The organism is Pseudomonas bubulae, assembly GCF_900618535.1.
Lineage (GTDB): Bacteria > Pseudomonadota > Gammaproteobacteria > Pseudomonadales > Pseudomonadaceae > Aquipseudomonas > Aquipseudomonas bubulae.
This window is the reverse complement of record NZ_UYJA01000001.1, coordinates 425,065-446,845: the sequence shown is the minus strand read 5'-3', so window position 1 is coordinate 446,845 and position 21,781 is coordinate 425,065. Positions and strand designations below refer to the sequence as shown.

Below are 21,781 nucleotides of genomic sequence, written 5' to 3'. Positions count from 1 at the left end.
GAGTCAACGATGCCTATCATCAACAGCCAAGTTAAACCATTCAAAGCAACTGCCTACAAAAACGGCAGCTTCGTGGAAGTGTCGGACGCTGACCTGAAAGGCAAGTGGTCGGTGGTGTTCTTCTACCCGGCCGACTTCACCTTCGTTTGCCCAACCGAACTGGAAGACCTGGCTGACAACTACGAAGAGTTCAAAAAACTCGGCGTGGAAATCTACAGCGTGTCGACTGACACCCACTTTGCCCACGCTGCCTGGCACAACACTTCGCCAGCCATCGGCAAAATCCAGTACACCATGATCGGCGACCCTACGCTGACCATCTCCCGCAACTTCGACGTACTGATCGAAGAAGCAGGCCTGGCTGACCGCGGCACTTTCGTGATCAACCCTGAAGGTCAGATCAAGATCGTCGAGCTGAACGATGGCGGTGTTGGCCGTGACGCTTCCGAGCTGCTGCGCAAAATCAAGGCTGCTCAGTACGTTGCTGCTCACCCGGGCGAAGTGTGCCCTGCCAAATGGAAAGAAGGTGAGTCCACCTTGGCTCCATCGCTGGACCTGGTTGGCAAGATCTAAGGCCGTGAACCAGCCAAGGGCGGTGATCCGCACCTGAGTTGTAAGCCGCATCGCCCTCAAAACGCCCGGGCGAGATTCGCTCGGGCGTTTTTTTGTAAAAAATTCATGTTCAAAGGAGATCGCCCGTATGTTGGACGCCAATCTAAAAGCTCAGTTGAAGTCATACCTGGAGCGGGTCACGCAGCCGATCGAGATTGTTGCCTCTCTCGACGACGGTGCGAAATCCCGTGAAATGCATGACCTGTTAAAAGAAATCGCCAGCCTTTCCAGCATGATCACCCTGCTGGATAACGGTAACGATGTGCGCAAGCCTTCGTTTTCGCTGAACCGCCCAGGCGGCGATATCAGCCTGCGTTTTGCAGGCATTCCGATGGGCCACGAATTTACTTCGCTGGTGTTGGCCTTGCTGCAAGTAGGCGGCCACCCATCGAAAGCCAGTGCCGAAGCAATTGAACAGATTCGCTCCCTTAAAGGCGAGTTCAACTTCGAGACCTATTTCTCGCTGTCCTGCCAGAACTGCCCTGACGTTGTGCAGGCGCTGAACCTGATGGCAGTGCTTAACCCGAATATTCACCATGTGGCGATTGACGGTGCCCTGTTCCAGGACGAAGTGACCGAGCGTCAAGTGATGGCGGTACCCAGCGTTTACCTTAACGGTGTCAACTTTGGTCAGGGCCGCATGGGCCTGGAAGAGATTCTGGGCAAGCTGGACACCAGTGCAATTGAGCGTCAGGCCGAAAAAATCAGCGCCAAGGAAGCTTTTGACGTGCTGGTGATCGGCGGCGGCCCGGCCGGTGCTGCCGCGGCGATCTATGCTGCCCGCAAAGGCATCCGTACTGGTGTGGCTGCCGAGCGCTTCGGCGGTCAGGTGCTGGACACCATGGCCATCGAGAACTTTATCTCGGTTCAGGAAACTGAAGGGCCCAAGCTCGCCACTGCACTTGAGGAGCACGTCAAGCAATACGACGTCGATATCATGAACCTGCAGCGTGCCGACAAGCTGATTGCCGGCAAGGCAGGTGAGTTGCACGAGGTGAAGTTTGCCAGCGGCGCTTCGCTCAAGGCCAAGACCGTAATTCTGGCCACCGGTGCGCGCTGGCGTGAAATGAACGTGCCCGGCGAGCAGGAATACCGTAGCCGTGGCGTGGCTTACTGCCCGCACTGCGACGGTCCGCTGTTCAAGGGCAAGCGCGTCGCGGTAATCGGCGGCGGCAACTCTGGTGTCGAAGCAGCCATTGACCTGGCGGGTATTGTGGCGCATGTCACCCTGCTGGAGTTCGATACCAAGCTGCGTGCCGATGCCGTGTTGCAACGCAAGCTGCACAGTTTGCCTAACGTGAAGGTCATCACCAATGCACAGACCACCGAGGTCACCGGTGACGGCCAGAAAGTGAACGGCCTGCGCTACAAGGATCGTCAGTCCGGTGAAGTTCATACGGTCGAACTGGAAGGGATCTTTGTACAGATCGGCCTGTTGCCAAACACTGACTGGCTCAAGGGTACTGTCGAGCTTTCGCCCCGCGGCGAGATCGTTGTCGATGCCCGCGGTGAAACCTCGATCCCCGGCATTTTTGCCGCCGGTGACGTGACCACCGTGCCATACAAGCAGATCGTGATTGCAGTGGGCGAGGGCGCCAAAGCCTCACTGAGTGCCTTTGATCACTTGATCCGTTCTTCAGCGCCGGAATAACCGGGCGCAAACAAAAAACCCCATGAGCAGTCATGGGGTTTTTTTTCGTTCGATTTTTACATCGGTTGTGGCTGGATGATTTCGACCCAGTAACCGTCCGGGTCCTTGACGAATGCCAGGGATTTCATGCGCCCATCGTTCAGGCGCTTCTGGAAGTCCACATTCAGAGCTTCAAAGCGCTCGCAGGCAGCACGAATATCCGGTACCGAAATGCAGATATGGCCAAAGCCGCGCGGGTCGGTGTTGCCGTTGTGGTAGACCACGCTGTCATCGGTTTCTGAACCGTGGTTATGGGTCAGCTCCAGGATGCCGGGGATGGACTTCATCCACAGTGTACGGGCTGCGTCGTCTGCCGGGATCTGCGCCTTGTCCACCAGGGCCAGAAAGTACAGGCTGAACTCGGCTTCAGGGAAGTCGCGCTTCTCAACCAGCGAGAAACCCAGGACGCGGGTATAGAAATCCAGGGATTTCTCGATGTTCTTGACGCGCAGCATGGTGTGGTTGAAAACGAAGTTGTGCGTAGCGCTATCCGGGGAAGCAGTGACGCCGGGAATGTTGTTCAGGTCTTGCAGGCTCATGAACCCTCCGAAAATAATGCATAGGTGATCGGTCGCTACGTTGAGCGTGATGGGCGAATGATACGGAATGTGACGTCTGGCGCCAAACCCGTTTTCAGGGCGCAAGCGGTCTGCGGCAGGGAGGCAGTTGGGTTGCGGGGCAAATCACGGGCAAAAAGAAGCCCGCCGAAGCGGGCATGGGGCGCTAGTCCTTTAGCAGCCTCTATCCTGTGACCCGCGATGTGAAAAAATTGTGAAGCGCCGGCGTGTTCACGGTCTTTTGGACGCATGGATGTCACAACAGGATAATTCCTACTCGGTATTACTGTTTTAGCCGTAGTCAGTTGAGTGTTGGCGCACGGGCGGGGCAGTTATTGATGCAGGCATATTCAACGACGGAAGCGGGCAGTGCCTTTTCTGCCTGGCACCTTCATGTGGTGCATTAAACATCCGCCCAAGATTAAGCAAAGTTGAATCAAGTTGAACCTTTTAGTTAAACAGCTTTAAAAGTTGTGCGGATAAAAAAGCCCTGCACAGGCAGGGCTTAGAGTGTGCACGGGCTTTATGCACGAAGCCAGGTATCCACGGTGGCTGCGCCGTATTCTTCTTTCCAGGCTTTCAAACCGCGGTGGTTGCCGCCTTTGGTTTCTATCAGCTCGCCGGTGTGCGGATTCTGATAGACCTTAAGCACCCGCGCCTTGCGCTGCTTGGGCGCAGATGCCCCTTTTGACGCCGCAGGGTTGGGGTCAAGGATGGCGATGATGTCCCGAAGATTTTTACCGTAGGTTTTCATCAAGGCTTGAAGTTTTTCTTCGAACTCGATTTCTTTTTTAAGTCCGGCATCATTTTTCAAGGCTTCCAATTGAGCCAGCTGTTCTTGTAGCGCTTTTTCAGCAGCGCGAAACTCAGCAAGTCTAGACAAAGTCATTACTCCATTCACAGCTTCGGTGGTACGTGACCGAGGCGAATTAATGATGTTTGGTTTGGAATGCACAAGATTTACAGTGCGTGCGTCCAAGGGGGTTGCTCCTGGTCGGCACGCCTGTTGATGCAATCATTTAAAGTTCGTGTCGCGACAAAAAAATTGTAGTTGTTAATTCTTGTGCTGCCAAGTCCCGCGCGGGGCAGTTTGAAAAAAGTTTTTAAACTGCACGGCTGTTTATTATTAAGTGGTCGTTAACTGCGCCTGCAAAGCCCGGATAAAGTCGACCGGTTGCATTGGCCGGGCAAATAAATAGCCCTGCAAAAAATCAACCCCATGGTCGGCCAGGTACTGGCTTTGCTCTTGTGTTTCTACGCCTTCGGCGACAATGCCCAGGTCCAGCTTGGCGCTTAGTTCAATAATGCTCTCCAGAATATGCCCGGACAATGCATCGGCGCCGATCATGGCGACAAAGCTCTGATCGATTTTCAAGTAATCAACGTTGAACTCGCGCAAGTAACTCAAGCTGGAATGGCCGGTGCCAAAATCATCAATGGCAATCATGACCCCCAGTGCGTGCAACTGGCTAAACAATTGATGGGTTGTGGTGCTCGGTACGATCAACTCGCGCTCGGTAAGTTCCAGTACAAGATTGATATGCCCTGGCGGGAACGCTTCGAGAAAGCGCCGGCAGTCCTCTACCAACTCGAGATTCTGGCAATGATGAGCGGTAATATTGAATGCCAGGTGAAACCCGCGCTCCATGCTATTGGCATGAGGGGCCAGCAAGAGTGCGGTTTGTTCCATCAGCGAGCGCGTCATCGGCACAATCAATCCCGAATGTTCTGCGAACGGGATAAACAGATCGGGACGAACCAGCCCTTCTTTGGGGTGTTGCCAGCGCATCAATACTTCGGCGCCGGCCCATTGTTTGGTGTCGCCCCTTACAACCGGTTGCAAGTAAGGAATAAATTCGGCAGCGTCCAGGGCTCGCTGCAGTTCATGGGTGGGGGAGGTGGCGCGTTTTTTGAGTTGATGAACTGTCGCCGCAGAAATAACCCCGAGGAACATAAATAAAGCCATCAAGCCCGGGTATTGCGAGGCGACATAGCGCCAGACTTCACCCTCATTAAACCCGGCGACTACGCGGTAGGGGTAATCAGTTGAAGGTACTGTTGCTTGAGCAACGGGCAGATGAGGTGACGGTGTGTTGCGCACCAGGCCATAGCGATCAATCCATACATCGCCAACTTCTATCAATAATTGGGTTTTCTGATTGATCAGCCCTAAAACGTTAACCAGATGAAAACCGTACAGACTGATCAGCACGCCGCGCTTTTCCTGGTTTTGCCGATAAACCAGGACGGGGTCATTGGGTGTCACCAGCGTGCCTGGCATCAGCCACAACACACCACCCGCATAGTTTTCGGGGGTTACGGCTTCTTTGAAATTGCCAAATAAAGAAGTGCAGTAAATCTGGTTGTCCCACACCAGGTTAACCGAACGCACGAAGGGTCGGCGCGTGACCTGATCGCGCAAGGCCAGTTCAACGTGCTCGCAGTCCTGGCCTGCCAGCGGCAAGACGACATCGGCAGCAAGCTTTGCATTGTCGAGCATCAAGTCAAACTGACGCACTGCCTCTTGGGCGGTTTGTGTGGTCTCCTGTTTGAGTGACCGGTTGGCCTGCCAGACAATGATCAGAACCCCCAGTACTACTGGCAACAAGCCGCTAAGTACAATCAGGGCGTAGCGATCAGTCCATTTTCGGCTCAGCTTCAGAGTGAGTGGCATGCAGGATCCTGGTAACGCGTGGGGATGGCTTGGGTGCAAACTGACAGAACAATAGTAAAGGCATGCGCCGCACACAGGGCAATTTCATATGGCGTAGGACAAATATGATTACGCCATGTAGAATCGGCTTACGCATACAAGAATAACGACTTCTGCGAGCAGAAGCCCTACCGCGTAAGAGATGGATCGAAATGAAGCGATTCGGGTTGCAATTGATCTACGGTGATTTTCTCGCGCGCAGTGTACGCGGGATCTCCTGTGCGCCTCCTGCCAGCATCCGCATTCTTAGCAAATAACCTCTGTTAATTCTAAAAATGACCATGATGAGGCGCCAAAAATGGCTGATCTATACGAAAACCCGATGGGCCTGATGGGCTTTGAATTCATCGAATTCGCGTCCCCTGTACCCAATACCCTTGAGCCTGTATTTGAAATCATGGGCTTCACCAAGGTAGCAACCCATCGCTCCAAGGACGTGCACTTGTATCGCCAGGGCGATATCAATCTGATCCTCAACAATGAGCCCCACAGTGTTGCGTCCTACTTCGCGGCGGAACACGGTCCTTCGGTTTGTGGCATGGCTTTTCGCGTGCGCAATGCGCAACAAGCCTACAACCGCGCGCTGGAACTTGGCGCACAACCAGTGCATATCCCTACAGGGCCAATGGAGCTGAACCTGCCAGCCATTAAAGGCATTGGCGGCGCGCCGCTGTATCTGATTGATCGTTACGGTGAAGGCAGTTCGATTTACGATATCGACTTTGTCTTTATCGAAGGTGTAGACCGCCACCCGGTAGGTGCCGGGCTCAAGATCATCGATCACCTGACCCATAACGTGTATCGCGGGCGTATGGCTTACTGGGCCAACTTCTACGAGAAGCTGTTCAACTTCCGTGAAATTCGTTATTTCGACATCAAGGGCGAATACACCGGCCTCACTTCCAAGGCCATGACCGCTCCGGACGGCATGATCCGCATTCCCTTGAACGAAGAGTCGTCCAAGGGCGCAGGCCAGATCGAAGAATTCCTGATGCAGTTCAATGGCGAAGGCATTCAGCACGTGGCTTTCCTCAGCGATGACTTGATCAAGACCTGGGACGCCCTGAAAAAAATCGGCATGCGCTTTATGACGGCACCGCCTGAGACCTACTACGAAATGCTGGAAGGGCGTCTGCCGAATCACGGCGAGCCGGTTGAAGCCCTGCAATCGCGTGGCATATTGCTGGACGGTTCCTCTGACTCGGATGATAAGCGTCTGCTGCTGCAGATCTTCTCGGAAACCCTGATGGGGCCGGTGTTCTTTGAGTTTATTCAGCGTAAGGGTGATGACGGTTTTGGTGAGGGCAACTTTAAAGCGTTGTTCGAATCCATCGAGCGCGACCAGGTACGTCGTGGCGTATTGAGCGCTGACTAACAGAGTTGCTGACTAAAAGCCCCTCTCCCAAAGGGAGAGGGGCTTTGAACTGCCCGGTTAAAACAATCCCGCCGCAATATTGATCGAAAACCCCAGCACGGCCGTGTTGAACAAAAACCCCAGCAGTGAATGCCCCAGCACCGCCTTGCGCATTTCTCGGGTAGCGATACTCACATCAGCTGTTTGTACCGCAACACTGAGGGTGAAAGAGAAGTACATAAAGTCCCAGTAGTCCGGGTTCAGTTCCCCTTCAGGGAAGCGCAACGCCGGCTCAGTCCCTTCGTTGTTATAGAACAGTCTTGCGTAATGCAGGCTGAAAATCACCCCGATCATCAACCACGAACCCACCACCGTCAGCCCGGTAAAACCGTAATGCATCAGGCGATCGTCATCGCTGAGCTTGCTGCCTGACAGTTCAAGGGTAACGGCAGCCAGACTGGCAATCGAAGCAATGCATACGGTGATCAACACCATACTGGCGTTTTCATCTTCCACTTCGGCTGTACTTTTCACGTCACTGGCTTTGGAACGGATCACCAGCCAGAGCGTCATTGCCAGATACAGCCAGACACCGGCATTCCAGCCCAGCAGGAATTTGCTGGTCAGAGTGGAGGCTGGAGCAAAGATGCCTACTGCCACCCCGATCAGGGTGGCGACAGTAAGGCGAGGATGGGTGCGGGCAAGGTGCGGCATAAACAATCCCTGTTACCAGTTAATACAGCACCTTAGCACGCAGCGCGCTGGCTTAACGCTGACGAGGTTTACTTCTTGTCAGTTTCATTACAACAACGAAGAACACTGGCACAAATACCACTGCCAGGGTGGCGACGATCATGCCGCCAATCACCCCCGTACCGATGGCCTGCTGGCTGGCCGAGCTGGCCCCCGTGGCAATGGCCAGTGGCACTACACCGAGGATAAACGCCAGCGATGTCATGACAATCGGCCGTAGACGAAGGCGGGCGGCTTGCACGGTAGCGTCCACCAGATCATGGCCTTCGTCGTACAGCGTCTTGGCAAACTCGATGATCAAGATGGCGTTCTTCGCGGACAAACCAATAATCGTAATCAGGCCTACTTTGAAGAATACGTCATTGGGCATCCCGCGCAGCGTGACTGCCAGCACGGCGCCCAGGACGCCCAATGGCACTACGAGCAACACCGCAGTCGGTATCGACCAGCTCTCGTACAACGCTGCCAGGCACAGGAACACGATCAGCAGCGACAAGGCCAGCAGAACCGGTGCCTGCGCCCCGGAAACCTGCTCCTGCAAGGACAGGCCGGTCCATTCCAGCCCCAGACCTGCAGGCAACTGGTCGACCAGACGCTGCACTTCTACCATCGCCTCGCCGGTGCTGTGGCCGGCAGCCGACTCGCCGGAGATGCTGATCGCCGGGTAACCGTTGTAGCGGGTCAACTGCGATGGCCCCTGGATCCAGCGGGCCTCGACAAAGGCCGAGAGCGGTACCATCTTGCCCTGGTCGTTGCGCACATTGATTTTCAGCAAGTCTTCGACCTGGCTGCGCTGGTCGCCTTCAGCCTGCACCACGACCCGCTGCATGCGCCCCTGGTTCGGAAAGTCGTTGATATAGGCCGACCCTACGGCGGTAGACAGCACTGCGCCGATGTCTGCAAAGGAGATGCCCAGCGCATTGGCGCGCTTGCGATCGACCTCCAGCTGCACTTGCGGGCTCTCTGCCAGTGCTTCTTCGCGGACATTGGCCAGCACCGGGCTTTTTTCCGCCAGTGCCAGCAGTTCGCTGCGGGCTTGCATCAAGGCGTCATAACCGACCCCGCCGCGGTCTTGCAGGCGGAACTCAAAACCACTGGACGTACCCAGGCCGCTGACCGGGGGTGGCAAGATGGCAAAGGCAATCGCGTCCTTGATTTCACTGAAGGCAGCGTTGGCCCGATCGGCGATGGCAGACGCCGAGTCTTTGGCGCCGCGTTGCGACCAGTCCTTCAGGGTGGTGAAGGCCAGTGCCGCGTTTTGCCCGCTGCCCGAGAAGCTGAAACCCAGAATCATCGTGGTGTTGCCCACGCCGGTCTCGCTGGCGTTGTGGGCCTCGATCTGCTCGACCACGTTGATTGTGCGGTTCTGGCTGGCACCGGGTGGCAACTGGATATCGGTGATGATGTAACCCTGATCCTCGACCGGTAAAAAAGACGAGGGCAGGCGAGCAAAGCACAACACCAGAACCACCAGCAAAGCACCATATAGCAGCAGATAGCGGCCGCTGCGCTTGATCAGATGCACCACCCAGTTTTCATAACCTGCGCTCAGGTGCTCGAACTTGCGGTTGAACCAGCCAAAAAACCCGCCCTTGGCGTGATGCTCGCCCTTGGCGATCGGCTTGAGCAGGGTTGCGCACAGCGCCGGGGTCAATGACAGGGCCAGAAATGCCGAGAACAGAATCGAGGTCGCCATCGACAGCGAGAACTGCTGGTAAATAACCCCCACCGAGCCCGGCATGAATGCCATCGGAATAAACACGGCCACCAGCACCAGGGTGATGCCGACAATCGCGCCGCTGATCTGGGTCATCGCCTTGCGTGTGGCCTCGCGGGGCGACAACCCCTCGCTGACCATGATCCGCTCGACGTTCTCCACCACCACAATGGCATCGTCCACCAGAATGCCGATGGCCAGCACCATGCCGAACATGGTCAGGACGTTGATCGAGAATCCCAGTACCAGCATCGTGGCGAACGTGCCCATCAGCGCCACCGGCACCACCAGGGTCGGGATCAGGGTGTAGCGAATGTTCTGCAAGAACAGGTACATCACCAGAAACACCAGCACCATGGCTTCGACCAGGGTGTAGATGACCTTGGTAATCGAGACTTTGACAAAGGGCGTGGTGTCATAGGGGATGGTGTACTCGACACCGGCCGGGAAGTAGCGGCTGAGCTCGTCCATCTTGGCGCGAATCAGGTTGCCGGTATTCAGCGCGTTGGCTTCCGGGGCCAGCTTGACGCTGAAGGCGCTGGCCGACTTGCCGTTCAAGCGGGTGCCGTACTGGTATTCCTGGCTACCGATCTCAACCCGGGCCACATCGCTGACGCGCACGGTTGAACCGTCCGGGTTGGCGCGCAGGACAATATCGGCAAACTCTTGCGGGGTTGAGAGCTGACCCTTGACCAGTACCGTGGCGGTTATTTCCTGGGTAGAACGACCCGGCAAGTCGCCGATGCTGCCTGCCGATACCTGGGCGTTCTGGCTGGCAATGGCCTGGTTGACATCCGCTGGGGTCAGGTTGAAACCGATCAGCTTATGCGGGTCGATCCAGATGCGCATGGCCCGCTCGGCACCATACAGCTGGGCCTTGCCGACGCCGTCGATACGCTTGACCTCGTTCATCACGTTGCGCGCCAGGTAGTCGCTTAGCGCGACCTCGTCCAGCGTGCTGGTGCTGTCGGCGGTCAGGGTCACCAGCATCAGAAAGCCCGAGGAGATCTTCTCCACCTGCAAGCCTTGCTGGATAACCGCCTGGGGCAGGCGTGATTCCACCGCTTTAAGGCGGTTCTGGACATCCACCTGGGCCATTTCCGGGTCAGTGCCGGGTTTGAACGTCGCGGTAATGCTGGCACTGCCCAGGCTGCTTTGGGATTCGAAATAGAGCAGGCCGTCGGTACCGTTGAGCTCCTGCTCGATCAGACTGACTACGCTTTCGTCCAGGGTTTGTGCCGAGGCGCCGGGGTAAATCGCGTACACCTCGACCTGCGGCGGTGCCACATCGGGGTATTTGGCGACGGGCAGCTGCGGGATGGCCAAAGCCCCCGCCAGCATAATGAACAACGCAACGACCCAGGCAAAGACCGGGCGGTCGATAAAGAACTGCGGCATGCTCACCGATCCGTGGAGTGTGCGAGAGGAAGTGTCGGGTCATCTATTTGTACTTGTTCGCCCGGGCGGGCGTGTTGCAGGCCTTCAGTGACAATCCGGTCACCGGCCTTAAGCCCGGACGTGACCGCCCAGCGATCATTCTGCGCGCCGCCCAGTTGTACCGGTTGCAGCTGCACGCGGTTGTCGGCATCGATCAGCAGCACCTGGGCGATGCCGGCGCTGTCGCGCAGGATTGCCCGTTGCGGCACGCTGATGCCTTCCTTGTTGACGGCCTGTTCCAGGCGTACCCGCACAAAGCTGCCGGGCAACAGGTCGTAGTCCGGGTTGGGGAACTCGCTGCGCAGAATGATCTGCCCGGTGCTCGGGTCCACGGTGACGTCGGTGAACAGCAGCTTGCCCGGCAACGGGTAGAGGCTGCCATTGTCACGAATCAGGGTGGCCCTGGCCTGTTGCTTGCCAACTTGTTGCAATTCGCCAGCGCGGAAAGCTTCACGCAGGTTGTCCAGGTCGCGGGTGGACTGGGTGAGGTCGACATGGATCGGGTTCAGTTGCTGGATGCGCGCCATTGGCGTGACCTCGCCCTGGCCAACCAGTGCACCTTCCGTAACCAGCGCCCGGCCAATGCGCCCGGAAATCGGCGCGGTCACAGTGGCATAGCCCAGGTTCAGCTTTGCCCGCTGGACCGCGGCCTTGTTGGCAGCCACATCGGCGTTGGCCTGTTGGGCCGCTGCCCGTGCGTTGTCATGATCCTGGCGGCTGATGGCATTGATGCCGATCAGCTCGGCATACCGCTGGTCCTGCAGTTTTGCCTGCAGGGCCACTGCCTCGGATTTGCGCAATGCTGCCTGAGCACTGTCCAGATCGGCCTGAAACGGTGCAGGGTCGATCAAAAACAGCACGTCGCCCTGTTTGACTTCACTGCCTTCGATGTACACGCGCTTGAGCACCACGCCTGCAACACGGGCACTGACTTGCGCCACGCGCGGGGCGACCACGCGCCCGCTCAATTCGTTATTGACCGACAGCGGCGCCGTAGCGATGACTTCGCTGCGCACTTTGGCCAAAGGAGGTCGGGTTTCAGCGACCGGACTTTTGTCACAGGCACTGATGGCCAGGGCCAGGGCCAGGGCCGTGAGAAATAGAGGGGCGAAGAGCTTTTTCAACGATCGTGCCTTCTGAAATATGCGGGATGTTTCTGTTTGGCATGCTAAGCGCAGCACGCAAGGGGCGTTGTGAAGCTATGTAGAGGGAGTGTGAAAAAGTGTGAAGGTTATGCGGCTATCCCTGCCAGGTTGTATATCCTTCGGGTTTCCCCCGGTTGTAAGCAGTTATTATGCCCACTATTTTGCTGGTCGAAGACGATGCCGCACTTTCGGAGCTGATTGCCAGCTATCTGGAGCGCAATGGCTATCAAGTCAGCGTGATTGCCCGAGGTGATCAAGTCTGTGACAGGGCGAGAAGCAACCCGCCTGACCTGGTCATTCTTGACCTGATGTTGCCAGGCCTTGATGGCCTGCAAGTCTGCCGTTTGCTCCGTACCGAGTCAGCAAGCCTGCCGATCCTGATGTTGACAGCCCGCGACGATAGCCATGATCAGGTGCTGGGGCTAGAGATGGGGGCCGACGATTATGTGACAAAACCTTGCGAGCCACGGGTGTTGTTGGCCCGGGTACGCACTCTTTTGCGTCGCAGCAGCCTGGCCGAGCCGCAAGTAGCCAGTGACCGTATCGTTATCGGCAACCTGTGCATCGACCTGTCGGAACGCACCGTCAGTTGGCGCGGGCAGATGATCGAGTTGTCCAGCGGCGAGTACAACCTGCTGGTGGTGCTGGCCCGGCATGCCGGCGAAGTGCTGAGCCGTGACCAGATTCTGCAGCGTCTGCGTGGCATTGAGTTCAACGGTACTGATCGCTCGGTCGATGTGGCCATTTCCAAGCTGCGGCGCAAGTTCGATGACTGCGCCGGCGAAGCGCGCAAGATCAAGACCGTATGGGGCAAGGGCTACCTGTTCAGTCGCTCGGAATGGGAATGCTGAATCCATGCTCAAGATTCTGATACGCCTGTATCTGGTGACCATCGTGACGTTTGCCACGGCCAGTTACCTGATCCCCGGGGTGATCGTGTCGCTGTTTCATGAGCGCTTCATGAACTACAACATCGACATGTCGCGGGGCATGCAGGCCTTGCTGGTCAAACAGTTCCATCATCTGCCCCCTGAGCAATGGCCTGAACTCGCCCGAGAAATCGACACGCAGTTCCAGCCGATACGGGTCAATCTGCTGCCCATTAGCGATGCCAAGTTCACTGCCGACGAGCAACAGCAGTTGAAGCAGGGGCAGGGCGTGTTGCGCATTGGCGAGTGGGGCTGGCGTACGCTGGTGGTTTCACCGCTGGACGATCAGGTTGCAATCGAATGGGTCATGCCGCCAGACCCCTTTGACATGAATGTGCTGTATTGGAGCATCAACGTACTGATCGGTGCCGCCATGCTCGGTGGCTTGCTGCTTTGGCTTCGACCGCACTGGCGCGACCTGGAGCGGCTCAAACTGACCGCGGCACGTATCGGTCAGGGGCAACTGAGCGAGCGTACGCAGATCTCCCAACGTTCCAATATTCACGGGCTGGCCACGGTGTTTGATGCCATGGCGCAGGATGTCGAGCACCTGCTCAACCAGCAGCGGGACTTGCTCAATGCGGTATCCCACGAGTTGCGTACGCCATTGACGCGCCTGGACTTCGGCCTGGCCCTGGTTTTGTGCGACGACTTGCCCCGGGCCAGCCGTGAGCGCCTGCAAGTGCTGGTGGGGCATATTCGCGAACTGGATGGGCTGGTGCTTGAGCTGCTGTCATTCAGCCGCCTGCAAAACCCGGCTTTGATGCCGGAAAGGGTAGAGGTCTCGCTGGACGAGTTTATCGACAGCATCCTCGGCAGTTTCGATGAGGAGCTCGAAGCGCCCGAAATCGTGCTGGATGTGTTGTTACACGGTGCGCAGGAGCGTTTTGCTCTTGATCCGCACCTGACTGCCCGGGCGCTGCAAAACCTGTTGCGCAATGCCATGCGTTATTGCGACCGACGAATTCAGGTGGGTGTAAGCGTCACTGCGCAAGGCTGTGAGATGTGGGTAGATGACGATGGCATCGGCATTCCCGAACAGGAACGCGAGCGAATTTTTGAGCCGTTCTACCGCCTGGATCGCAGTCGCGACCGGGCAACCGGGGGCTTCGGCCTGGGCCTGGCGATCAGTCGTCGCGCCCTGCAAGCGCAGGGCGGGACGCTGAATGTCGAACAATCGCCTCTGGGCGGCGCCCGCTTCAAGCTCTGGTTGCCGGCCTGAAGAAGGAGACTGCGACCTAGATGGAACGTCGCTGGCGACTCACATGCTTCAAGCCTTCAATAATCAGCACGACCACCGCGAGCCAGATAGGGCCATAGGTCAGCCATTGGCCCTCTTCCAGGCTGTCGCCCAGCAACAGGGCGACAGCGACCAGCAGCACCGGCTCGACATAGCTGAGCAAGCCAAACAAGCTGAAGGGCAGCAGTCGGCTGGCCAGGATGTACGAGAAGCCTGCCGCAGCACTGATAATGCCCATCAGCGGCACCAGCGCATACAGTGCCTGGCGTTGCTCGCCAAGGTCGATATGCGGCCCTGCCAGCACAAACCACAGGGACGCCGGAACCATCAGCAACATGTCCAGCCAGAGGCCACCCAGGTTGTCGATGCCGATCTTCTTGCGCAGCACGAAGTACATCGGGTAGCCGATGGCCACCACCAGGGTCGTCCAGGAGAAGCCGCCGGTGCGATACAGCTCATTGGCCACGCCGACCACGGCCAGGGCCGTGGCGATTTTCTGCAGGTGCGACAGGTGCTCGCCGTACACAATGCGGCCGGTGAGGATCATTGTCAGGGGCAACAGGAAGTAACCCAGCGACACATCCAGACCGTGTCCATTGAGCGGCCCCCACATAAACATCCACAGCTGTAGACCGACCAGGAAACTGGTAAGCAGCACGCAAGGAATCAGTAGAGGTTTATCGCGTAAGCGTTTGAAAATTATAGGAACCCATTTCCAGTCGCCAGAGAGGCAGATAAACAGGGTCATGAAGGGCAGCGAGATCAGTATTCGCCAGCCGAAGATTTCCTGGCCATCGAGGGGCCAGAGAAGGGAAGTGAACCAGTACAGAACGCCAAACAGACAGGAAGCCAAAATCGATAGAACAATGCCTTTAGACACAACAACCTCAATGGATCTACAACGTTACTCGTGTGAGTGGGCGCATAGCTTGAGGCTGTTGGCGGTCATTGGCAAACGCCTTTTAAACCAGTTACTTGGGAGTAATTCTTGTTGGTGATGTTTAACTTTGAAAATCGCAAGCAATTAATGGGCCAAAGTCGTTTAAAACGTGCGTTCGTGTTTTGAAAAAAACTGATTAACGGTGGGCTGTTACGGTGCAAAAGGGCAGATTGTGGGAGCGAGCCTGCTCGCGAAGCAGGCAACGCGAGCATTGCAGGAAATCGCAGTGATGCCTTCGCGAGCAGGCTCGCTCCCACTGTTTACACAGAACGGCGCTGGCGTACCAGATGCTTGAAGCCTTCAAAAATCAACACCAGCACGGCCAGCCAGATCGGCAGGTAGGTCAGCCATTGCCCGGCGCTGATGCTTTCACCCAGCAGTAACGCCACCAGCACCAGCAATACCGGTTCGACATAACTGAGCAGGCCAAACAGGCTGAATGCGAGCATGCGGCTGGCGAGGATATAGCTGATCAGGGCCAGGGCACTGATGCCTCCCAGAACCGGAATCAGCGCGTACAGTGCCGGGCGATGGCTGGCCACATCAAAGCCTTGTTCGCCGCTTTGCACAAACCACCAGGCCACCGGCATCAACAGCAACATGTCGACCCACAGGCCGCCGAGGTTGTCGGTGCCTGAGCGCTTGCGCAGCACGAAGTACAAGGGGTACCCGATGGCCACCACCAATGTGGTCCAGGAGAACCCACCCACTCGATACACCTCGTTGGCAACCCCCAGGGTTGCCAGCGCAGCCGCGATTTTTTGCAGATGGGACAACTGCTCGCCATACACCAGGCGCCCGGTGAGCAGCATGGTCAGCGGCAACAGGAAGTAACCCAGCGAAACGTCCAGGCTGTGGCCGTTGAGCGGTGCCCACAGAAACAACCAGAGTTGCACGCCCACCAGGGCACTGGACGCCAACAGCACGGCAAGGAATTTCGGTTGTTGGCGCAGCCGCGAGAAAATCACCGGCACTAGCCGCCAATCACCGGAAAAACACATGAACAGGGTCATGCAGGGCAGGGTCAGGAGCATCCGCCAGCCGAAGATCTCGGCGCCGCTCAAGGGCCAGAGCAGGGATGTGAAGTAATACATGACACCGAACAGGCTCGATGCCAGAACAGACAGAACAATACCTTTGGACACAACAGCCTCGTTGAAACACGCATTTTGATTATTAGAAGTGCGTAGCTTGAGGCTCTGCGCGCTGCAGGGCAAATGCTTGATTGATTGTGGACGCCAGATAATCAGTGGGAGCTGGTTTGCCTGCGATGCAGACGCCGCGGTCTGTCTGTCAGACCGCGGTGTTGCCATCGCGGGCAAGCCCGGCTCCCACAGGTTGTGCTTGATTATGCGTTTTTGATTCCACGGGTCATGCGCAGTGCCAGCAGGCTGCCACCCACAATGACCGCTGCCAGCAAGTACAGCGCCACGTCGGTGGAACCGGTGGCGTCTTTGACAAAACCCACCAGATACGGGCTGAGGAAACCGGCCATTTGCCCCATTGAGTTGATCAGTGCCAGGCCGCCTGCGGCCGCCCCTGCGCTGAGCATCGCCGTCGGTACCGGCCAGAACATCGGCAAACCGGTCAGTGCACCCATGGTGGCAATGGTCAGGCCCAGAATCGCTATGGCCGGCTGGGTGGCGAAATTCACCGCAATCACCAGCCCCAGCGCACCCATCAGCATCGGCACCACCAGGTGCCAGCGCCGCTCTTTGTGCAGGTCTGCCGAGCGCCCGACCAGCAGCATAAATACCGCTGCCAGCAGGTAGGGAATGGCGCTGATCCAGCCAATCACCAGGGTGTCGCTGAAACCCAGGTTCTTGATGATCGACGGCAGCCAGAAGTTGATCGCGTACACGCCACTCTGGATGCAGAAGTAAATCAGGCCAAAGGCCCAGATGGCCGGGTTTTTGAACACTGCCAGCAGCGAATCGGTGGAAGAGGCCGGCTTGCTGTCCGCGTCCAGGCGATGGTCGGCTTCCAGTACCGCCCGCTCGTGGGCACCCAGCCATTTGGCGTTGGCAAAACTGTCACTGAGCAGGTAGATCGCCAGGCCGCCCAGCAACACTGTAGGCACGCCTTGCAGCAGGAACATCCACTGCCAGCCGGCAAGGCCGCCCTGGCCTGCAGCGAAGTGGCTGAGGATCCAGCCGGAGAACGGCCCACCGATCAAGCCCGAAACAGGAATGGCACACATGAACAGCGCCATGATCCGGCCACGACGAAACGTCGGGAACCACTGCGACAGATACAGCACCACGCCCGGGAAAAAGCCCGCTTCAGCCGCGCCGGTCAGCAGGCGTAGGGTATAGAAGCCAGTAGGCGTGGTGACAAACATCAGGCAGGTCGACAGTGTGCCCCAACTGATCATCATCACTGCAATCCAGCGCCTTGGACCGAATCGGGTCAGGGCCAGATTGCTCGGTACGCCACACAAGACGTAGCCGATAAAGAAGATCCCGGCACCCAGGCCGTAGACCGTTTCGCTGAACTTGAGGGCGTCAAGCATCTGTAATTTGGCAAAGCCAACGTTTACCCGGTCGAGGTAATTGAACAGATAGCAGATAAAAATAAACGGAATCAAGCGCAGGGTGATGCGTTTGTAGATGGCGTTTTTATCGTCATCGCTGATCAGCGATGCGGTGGCGCTCTGTGACATCTTATGTCTCTCTTTATTATGTTTTTTCACGATCCAGGGGTAACGTTGACCGCAGCTTGAGTCTCGGTCACCACAACGCTGCTGTCTTTGTGCTGTCGCACAGCATTTCGCCAAGCGCTCTGTGCCCGTGAACAAATGTACCCAAGGATAGTCACCCCATGTTTGAACTGGACCACGATTTGGCGCAGGACATCGTTGACCGTGCGATGGCCATTTTGCCTTACAACGTAAACGTTATGGACAGCCAGGGCCTGATCCTGGGCAGTGGCGAGCCCGAGCGTATCAATACCCGGCACGAAGGGGCGCAATTGGTGCTGGCCAATGGACGGGTGGTGGAAATCGACGCACAAACGGCCAAATGCCTTAAGGGCGTGCAGCCGGGTATCAACTTGCCACTGCTGCTCGACCAGCGACTGATCGGGGTGCTGGGCCTGACTGGCGAGCCCGAGCTGCTGCGCACCTATGCCGAACTGGTGCGCATGACCGCCGAAATGCTGGTGGGCCAGCGCTTTCAGCAGGCCGAGCAACAATGGCGACGCCAGCGTTGTGATGACTTGGTGGCTTTGCTGCTCAGCGAGGGCGGTGACTCCCCGCGCCTGATTGATGAGGCCCAGCAGCTGGGGCTCAAGCCGCAGCTGTCTCGCATCCCCTATCTGTTCGAGCTGGGCAAGGGACAAAGTGCCGAGGCTTTGAGTGCCTGGTTGCAATCACGCTACCCGGACAGCTGGTGTGTGTGCCCGGCAACCGGGTCCCTGCTGTGGTGCCGCCCTGCAACCGCTGCACTGGATGATCTGCGTTTGCTGGAGAGGCTCGACGGCCAGGGCTGGCAGGTATTGCGCATTGCTGCGGGCGGGCAGGCCGATGCGCTCAAGGGGTTGCGCCGCTGTTACCGCCGGGTGGGGGATTTGCTGGCCTATGGCCGTGATGTGCTGCCGCACACCCGGTTGTTAACCCTTGATCGCTATCGCTTGCCGGTAATGCTGTGGCGCCATCGCAATGATGATGCATTGGAAGAACTGCTTGGCCCGCTGCACAAAGTAGTGGCCAAGGACGCCAATGGCCAATTGATTACCACACTGCGCAGTTGGTGCGAGCACGACGGCCAGAGCCAGGCCTGCGCCGATGCGCTGGGGATTCATCGCAACAGCCTGCGTTATCGGATGGAGCGCATCGCGGAATTGAGCGGCGTCGACCCCTTGAGCCTCAATGGCATGCTGGCCCTTTATCTGGGGGTGCAGTTACTGCCCCAGAGCTGAGCGTTGTCCAAATGAACAACAAAGCCCGTGATTGCTTGTGCGCCCGACTGGCGTGTTTATGCCCGGTTACTGGCAGCATGGATGGCATAAGAACTGGAGATGCGCCCCATGAAAATCGTGATTGCCCCCGACTCGTTCAAAGACAGTCTGAGTGCCGAAAAAGTCGCCGATGCGATCGCTGCCGGTCTGGCTGATGCCATGCCCCACGCGCAGTTGGTCAAATGCCCGATGGCCGATGGTGGTGAAGGCACGGTCGAAGCGATTGTCGCCGCCGGTAATGGCCAGTTGCGCCGCAATCATGTGCAAGGCCCTCTGGGCGCGCCGGTCGAGGCCCATTGGGGCTGGTTGCCGGACAGCCACACAGCCATCATCGAAATGGCCGAAGCCAGCGGCTTGCAACTGCTCAAGCCGGAGCAGCGCAATGCCTGCATCACCAGCACCTTCGGTACTGGCGAACTGATCAAGGCTGCCCTGGACGCCGGTGCCCGCAGGGTGATCCTGGCTATCGGCGGCAGTGCAACCAACGACGCCGGGGCAGGCGCGTTGCAGGCCCTGGGTCTGGGCTTGTTCGATGCCCAGGGCAATCACCTGCCGCGTGGCGGCCTGGCGCTGGCCCATGTGGCGCGTATCGAACTGTCAGGCCTGGACCCGCGCCTGGCCGAAGTACGCTTTGAAATTGCCGCCGACGTCAACAACCCGCTGTGTGGCGAGCACGGTGCTTCGGCAATCTTCGGCCCGCAAAAAGGCGCATCCGCCGAACAGGTGCGCTTGCTGGATCAGGCGCTGGGGCACTTTGCCGATCACTGTGCAAACGTGCTGCCCAAGGATGTGCGACACGAGCCGGGCTCGGGCGCTGCCGGCGGGCTGGGGTTTGCTGCCAAGGCGTTCTTCGGCGCGCAGTTTCGCGCCGGGGTTGAAGTAGTGGCCGAGCTTGTAGGGTTGGCAGAAGCGGTGAAGGGCGCAGACCTGGTGATCACCGGTGAAGGCCGTTTCGATGCCCAGACCCTGCGCGGCAAAACCCCCTTTGGCGTGGCGAGCATCGCCCGCGCTGAAGGGGTCCCGGTGGTGGTATTGGCCGGCACGTTGGGCGAGGGGTATCAGGCGCTGTATGAGCACGGCATCAACGCGGCATTTGCAATTGCCAGCGGCCCGATGACCCTGCAGGACGCCTGCGCCCGGGCAGCACCATTGCTCACCGACCGGGCGCGGGATATTGCGCGGTTGCTGATCCTGGCCCGGGGTTAAATCCCCCCCTGTGGGAGCGGGCTTGCTCGCGAAAGCATCGCTGTGGTTTGCCAGATCGACCGCGTCGTTTGCATCGCAGGCAAGCCAGCTCCCGCATTGAGGCTACACATCACAGAATCGTGTAAGCTTTGCGGCTCTTCGCATTCGACCCTTAGCGAGCCCTATGCCGTCGCTCTTCAAACGCTCCTTGCTGCCTAAACTGCGCAGCTTTCCGTTGTCCGCCGATGCGCTGAGCATCTTGCCCAGCCCTGCGGATTTTCGCCGCTGCCTGCTGGAGCAGATTGCAGGTGCACGCCATCGCATCACGCTGGTGGCCTTGTACCTGCAACAGGACGAAGCCGGGCAGGAGATCCTCGATGCCCTGCACGCCGCCAAGGCCGCGCGCCCCGAGCTGGAAATTGCCGTGGTGGTTGACTGGCTGCGCGCCCAGCGCGGGTTGATCGGTGCAGGCAAACAGCCCGGCAACGCGGCCTGGTATCAGGCACAAACCGCAGCCCACGACACCCATGTGCCGATTTATGGCGTGCCGGTGCAGACCCGCGAACTGTTCGGGGTGCTGCATCTCAAGGGCTTTATCGTGGATGACTGCGTGATCTACAGCGGTGCAAGCCTGAACAACGTGTACCTGCACAAGCTCGAAAAGTATCGCTTCGACCGTTACCACCTGCTGCACAACAAACCGCTGGCTGACAGCATGCAGCACTTTGTCCAGCATGATCTGATCGAGAGCAAGGCCGTGCATCGCCTCGACCTGCCCACGTTGCCTACCACTCGCAGCCTGCGCAGCGCTATCGGGGACTTTCGCAGCCACCTGAAAAAAGCCAGCTACGATACCAGCGCCGGGACTGTCGGCCACTTTGGCCTGTCGGTCAGCCCGCTACTGGGGGTGGGTAAAAACAATCAGCTGAGCCGGGTTATTTGTGAACTGATCGCCAGCAGCCAGCAACAGCTGACCATCTGCACCCCGTACTTCAACCTGCCATTGCCGGTGACTCGTGAAATCAACCGGGCTCTGGAACGTGGAGTGCGGATTGATATCGTGGTGGGCGACAAGACCGCCAACGACTTCTATATCCCGCCGAGCGAACCGTTTCGGGTTATCGCAGCGCTGCCGTATCTGTATGAGCTGAGCCTGCGCCGCTTCGCCAAGAGCCATCAGCGCATGATCGACAACGGTCTGTTGAACCTGCATCTGTGGCGCGAAGGTGACAACACCTACCACCTTAAAGGCATGTGGGTGGATGACCGCTACACCTTGCTGACCGGCAATAACCTCAATCCACGGGCATTCCGCCTGGATCTGGAAAACGGCCTGTTGATCGACGACCCACGCCGTGAGTTGCTGGAGCCGCGCAGCAAGGAGCTGGAGGCTATCTTTGCCCATACGCAACGTATCGACAACTTCAAGGACCTGGAAACCCTGGCTGATTATCCGCCAGCGGTGGCCAAGTTCCTGCGTCGCGTAAGCCGGGTACGGATCGAACGCCTGCTCTACCGAATTCTCTGAGTACCGGTGGGAGCGAGCTTGCTC

General features: G+C 57.9%; 17 protein-coding genes. 8 read left to right on the top strand and 9 right to left on the bottom strand.

Features of this window, described 5'->3' with window-relative positions; genetic code table 11:
- The first annotated feature begins 9 nt into the window (after window positions 1-9).
- Together ahpC and ahpF are read left to right on the top strand one after the other, a co-directional pair.
- On the top strand, window positions 10-573 hold the full coding sequence (gene ahpC / locus PPTH39_RS02015; protein ID WP_016780891.1) for an alkyl hydroperoxide reductase subunit C: 564 nt from the start codon (window positions 10-12) through the stop codon (window positions 571-573).
- A 127-nt stretch (window positions 574-700) separates the two neighbouring features.
- Window positions 701-2,263: an alkyl hydroperoxide reductase subunit F gene (gene ahpF / locus PPTH39_RS02010; protein ID WP_130871495.1), complete on the top strand. Its 1,563-nt coding sequence runs from the start codon at window positions 701-703 to the stop codon at window positions 2,261-2,263.
- A gap of 56 nt (window positions 2,264-2,319) precedes the next feature.
- Here the strand turns inward: ahpF and gloA are convergent, their stop codons facing one another.
- From gloA to PPTH39_RS01995, 3 genes are all read right to left on the bottom strand, one after another.
- Window positions 2,320-2,841 (bottom strand): lactoylglutathione lyase, encoded by a 522-nt coding sequence (gene gloA / locus PPTH39_RS02005; protein WP_095019190.1) that lies wholly within the window; start codon window positions 2,839-2,841, stop codon window positions 2,320-2,322.
- A 541-nt stretch (window positions 2,842-3,382) separates the two neighbouring features.
- The gene (locus PPTH39_RS02000; RefSeq protein ID WP_095019215.1) at window positions 3,383-3,742 is read right to left on the bottom strand and encodes a histone-like nucleoid-structuring protein, MvaT/MvaU family; all 360 of its coding nucleotides are present in this window, start codon (window positions 3,740-3,742) and stop codon (window positions 3,383-3,385) included.
- A gap of 243 nt (window positions 3,743-3,985) precedes the next feature.
- The gene (locus PPTH39_RS01995) at window positions 3,986-5,533 is read right to left on the bottom strand and encodes an EAL domain-containing protein (protein WP_095000265.1); all 1,548 of its coding nucleotides are present in this window, start codon (window positions 5,531-5,533) and stop codon (window positions 3,986-3,988) included.
- 337 nt (window positions 5,534-5,870) lie between these two features.
- Between PPTH39_RS01995 and hppD the strand changes: the two genes are divergently transcribed.
- A complete protein-coding gene (hppD, locus tag PPTH39_RS01990; RefSeq protein ID WP_095000264.1) occupies window positions 5,871-6,947 on the top strand; it encodes a 4-hydroxyphenylpyruvate dioxygenase in 1,077 nt (358 codons plus the stop codon).
- Between the two features lie 57 nt (window positions 6,948-7,004).
- Here hppD and PPTH39_RS01985 read toward each other — a convergent pair whose 3' ends face one another.
- Genes PPTH39_RS01985 through PPTH39_RS01975 form a run of 3 tightly spaced genes read right to left on the bottom strand, consistent with a single transcriptional unit; the run spans window position 7,005 to window position 11,957 of the window.
- Window positions 7,005-7,640, bottom strand: coding sequence for a DUF1345 domain-containing protein (locus PPTH39_RS01985; protein WP_095000263.1), 636 nt, complete (start codon window positions 7,638-7,640; stop codon window positions 7,005-7,007).
- 52 nt (window positions 7,641-7,692) lie between these two features.
- A complete protein-coding gene (locus tag PPTH39_RS01980; RefSeq protein WP_095019188.1) occupies window positions 7,693-10,794 on the bottom strand; it encodes an efflux RND transporter permease subunit in 3,102 nt (1,033 codons plus the stop codon).
- A gap of 2 nt (window positions 10,795-10,796) precedes the next feature.
- A complete protein-coding gene (locus tag PPTH39_RS01975) occupies window positions 10,797-11,957 on the bottom strand; it encodes an efflux RND transporter periplasmic adaptor subunit (protein ID WP_130871494.1) in 1,161 nt (386 codons plus the stop codon).
- A gap of 170 nt (window positions 11,958-12,127) precedes the next feature.
- On the opposite strand from PPTH39_RS01975, the gene PPTH39_RS01970 reads away from it, so the two are divergent.
- Together PPTH39_RS01970 and PPTH39_RS01965 are read left to right on the top strand one after the other, a co-directional pair.
- Window positions 12,128-12,829: a response regulator gene (locus PPTH39_RS01970; RefSeq protein WP_095000260.1), complete on the top strand. Its 702-nt coding sequence runs from the start codon at window positions 12,128-12,130 to the stop codon at window positions 12,827-12,829.
- Window positions 12,830-12,833: 4 nt separating this feature from the next.
- The gene (locus PPTH39_RS01965; protein WP_095019187.1) at window positions 12,834-14,129 is read left to right on the top strand and encodes an ATP-binding protein; all 1,296 of its coding nucleotides are present in this window, start codon (window positions 12,834-12,836) and stop codon (window positions 14,127-14,129) included.
- A gap of 16 nt (window positions 14,130-14,145) precedes the next feature.
- Here the strand turns inward: PPTH39_RS01965 and rarD (PPTH39_RS01960) are convergent, their stop codons facing one another.
- The 3 genes from rarD (PPTH39_RS01960) to PPTH39_RS01950 form a co-directional block, all read right to left on the bottom strand.
- Window positions 14,146-15,027 (bottom strand): EamA family transporter RarD, encoded by an 882-nt coding sequence (gene rarD, locus PPTH39_RS01960; protein ID WP_095019186.1) that lies wholly within the window; start codon window positions 15,025-15,027, stop codon window positions 14,146-14,148.
- A gap of 320 nt (window positions 15,028-15,347) precedes the next feature.
- Window positions 15,348-16,232: an EamA family transporter RarD gene (gene rarD, locus PPTH39_RS01955; protein ID WP_095000257.1), complete on the bottom strand. Its 885-nt coding sequence runs from the start codon at window positions 16,230-16,232 to the stop codon at window positions 15,348-15,350.
- Window positions 16,233-16,435: 203 nt separating this feature from the next.
- Window positions 16,436-17,749 (bottom strand): MFS transporter, encoded by a 1,314-nt coding sequence (locus tag PPTH39_RS01950; protein WP_095000256.1) that lies wholly within the window; start codon window positions 17,747-17,749, stop codon window positions 16,436-16,438.
- A 158-nt stretch (window positions 17,750-17,907) separates the two neighbouring features.
- Here PPTH39_RS01950 and PPTH39_RS01945 point away from each other — a divergent pair, with 158 nt between their 5' ends.
- The 3 genes from PPTH39_RS01945 to pssA all read left to right on the top strand — a co-directional run bounded on the left by PPTH39_RS01945 (window position 17,908) and on the right by pssA (window position 21,757).
- Window positions 17,908-19,005, top strand: a complete 1,098-nt coding sequence (locus PPTH39_RS01945) for a sugar diacid recognition domain-containing protein (protein WP_095000255.1) — start codon at window positions 17,908-17,910, stop codon at window positions 19,003-19,005.
- A gap of 108 nt (window positions 19,006-19,113) precedes the next feature.
- A complete protein-coding gene (locus PPTH39_RS01940) occupies window positions 19,114-20,250 on the top strand; it encodes a glycerate kinase (RefSeq protein ID WP_095026269.1) in 1,137 nt (378 codons plus the stop codon).
- A gap of 163 nt (window positions 20,251-20,413) precedes the next feature.
- A complete protein-coding gene (pssA, locus tag PPTH39_RS01935) occupies window positions 20,414-21,757 on the top strand; it encodes a CDP-diacylglycerol--serine O-phosphatidyltransferase (RefSeq protein ID WP_095032320.1) in 1,344 nt (447 codons plus the stop codon).
- Window positions 21,758-21,781: the final 24 nt, after the last annotated feature.

Bases quoted from the DNA above. Each gene is read 5' to 3' on its own strand.
- ahpC (WP_016780891.1), top strand. From the start codon at position 10: ATGCCTATCATCAACAGCCAAGTTAAACCATTCAAAGCAACTGCCTAC.
- ahpF (WP_130871495.1), top strand. From the start codon at position 701: ATGTTGGACGCCAATCTAAAAGCTCAGTTGAAGTCATACCTGGAGCGG.
- gloA (WP_095019190.1), bottom strand. From the start codon at position 2,841: ATGAGCCTGCAAGACCTGAACAACATTCCCGGCGTCACTGCTTCCCCG.
- PPTH39_RS01995 (WP_095000265.1), bottom strand. From the start codon at position 5,533: ATGCCACTCACTCTGAAGCTGAGCCGAAAATGGACTGATCGCTACGCC.
- hppD (WP_095000264.1), top strand. From the start codon at position 5,871: ATGGCTGATCTATACGAAAACCCGATGGGCCTGATGGGCTTTGAATTC.
- PPTH39_RS01985 (WP_095000263.1), bottom strand. From the start codon at position 7,640: ATGCCGCACCTTGCCCGCACCCATCCTCGCCTTACTGTCGCCACCCTG.
- PPTH39_RS01980 (WP_095019188.1), bottom strand. From the start codon at position 10,794: ATGCCGCAGTTCTTTATCGACCGCCCGGTCTTTGCCTGGGTCGTTGCG.
- PPTH39_RS01970 (WP_095000260.1), top strand. From the start codon at position 12,128: ATGCCCACTATTTTGCTGGTCGAAGACGATGCCGCACTTTCGGAGCTG.
- PPTH39_RS01965 (WP_095019187.1), top strand. From the start codon at position 12,834: ATGCTCAAGATTCTGATACGCCTGTATCTGGTGACCATCGTGACGTTT.
- PPTH39_RS01950 (WP_095000256.1), bottom strand. From the start codon at position 17,749: ATGTCACAGAGCGCCACCGCATCGCTGATCAGCGATGACGATAAAAAC.
- PPTH39_RS01945 (WP_095000255.1), top strand. From the start codon at position 17,908: ATGTTTGAACTGGACCACGATTTGGCGCAGGACATCGTTGACCGTGCG.
- PPTH39_RS01940 (WP_095026269.1), top strand. From the start codon at position 19,114: ATGAAAATCGTGATTGCCCCCGACTCGTTCAAAGACAGTCTGAGTGCC.
- pssA (WP_095032320.1), top strand. From the start codon at position 20,414: ATGCCGTCGCTCTTCAAACGCTCCTTGCTGCCTAAACTGCGCAGCTTT.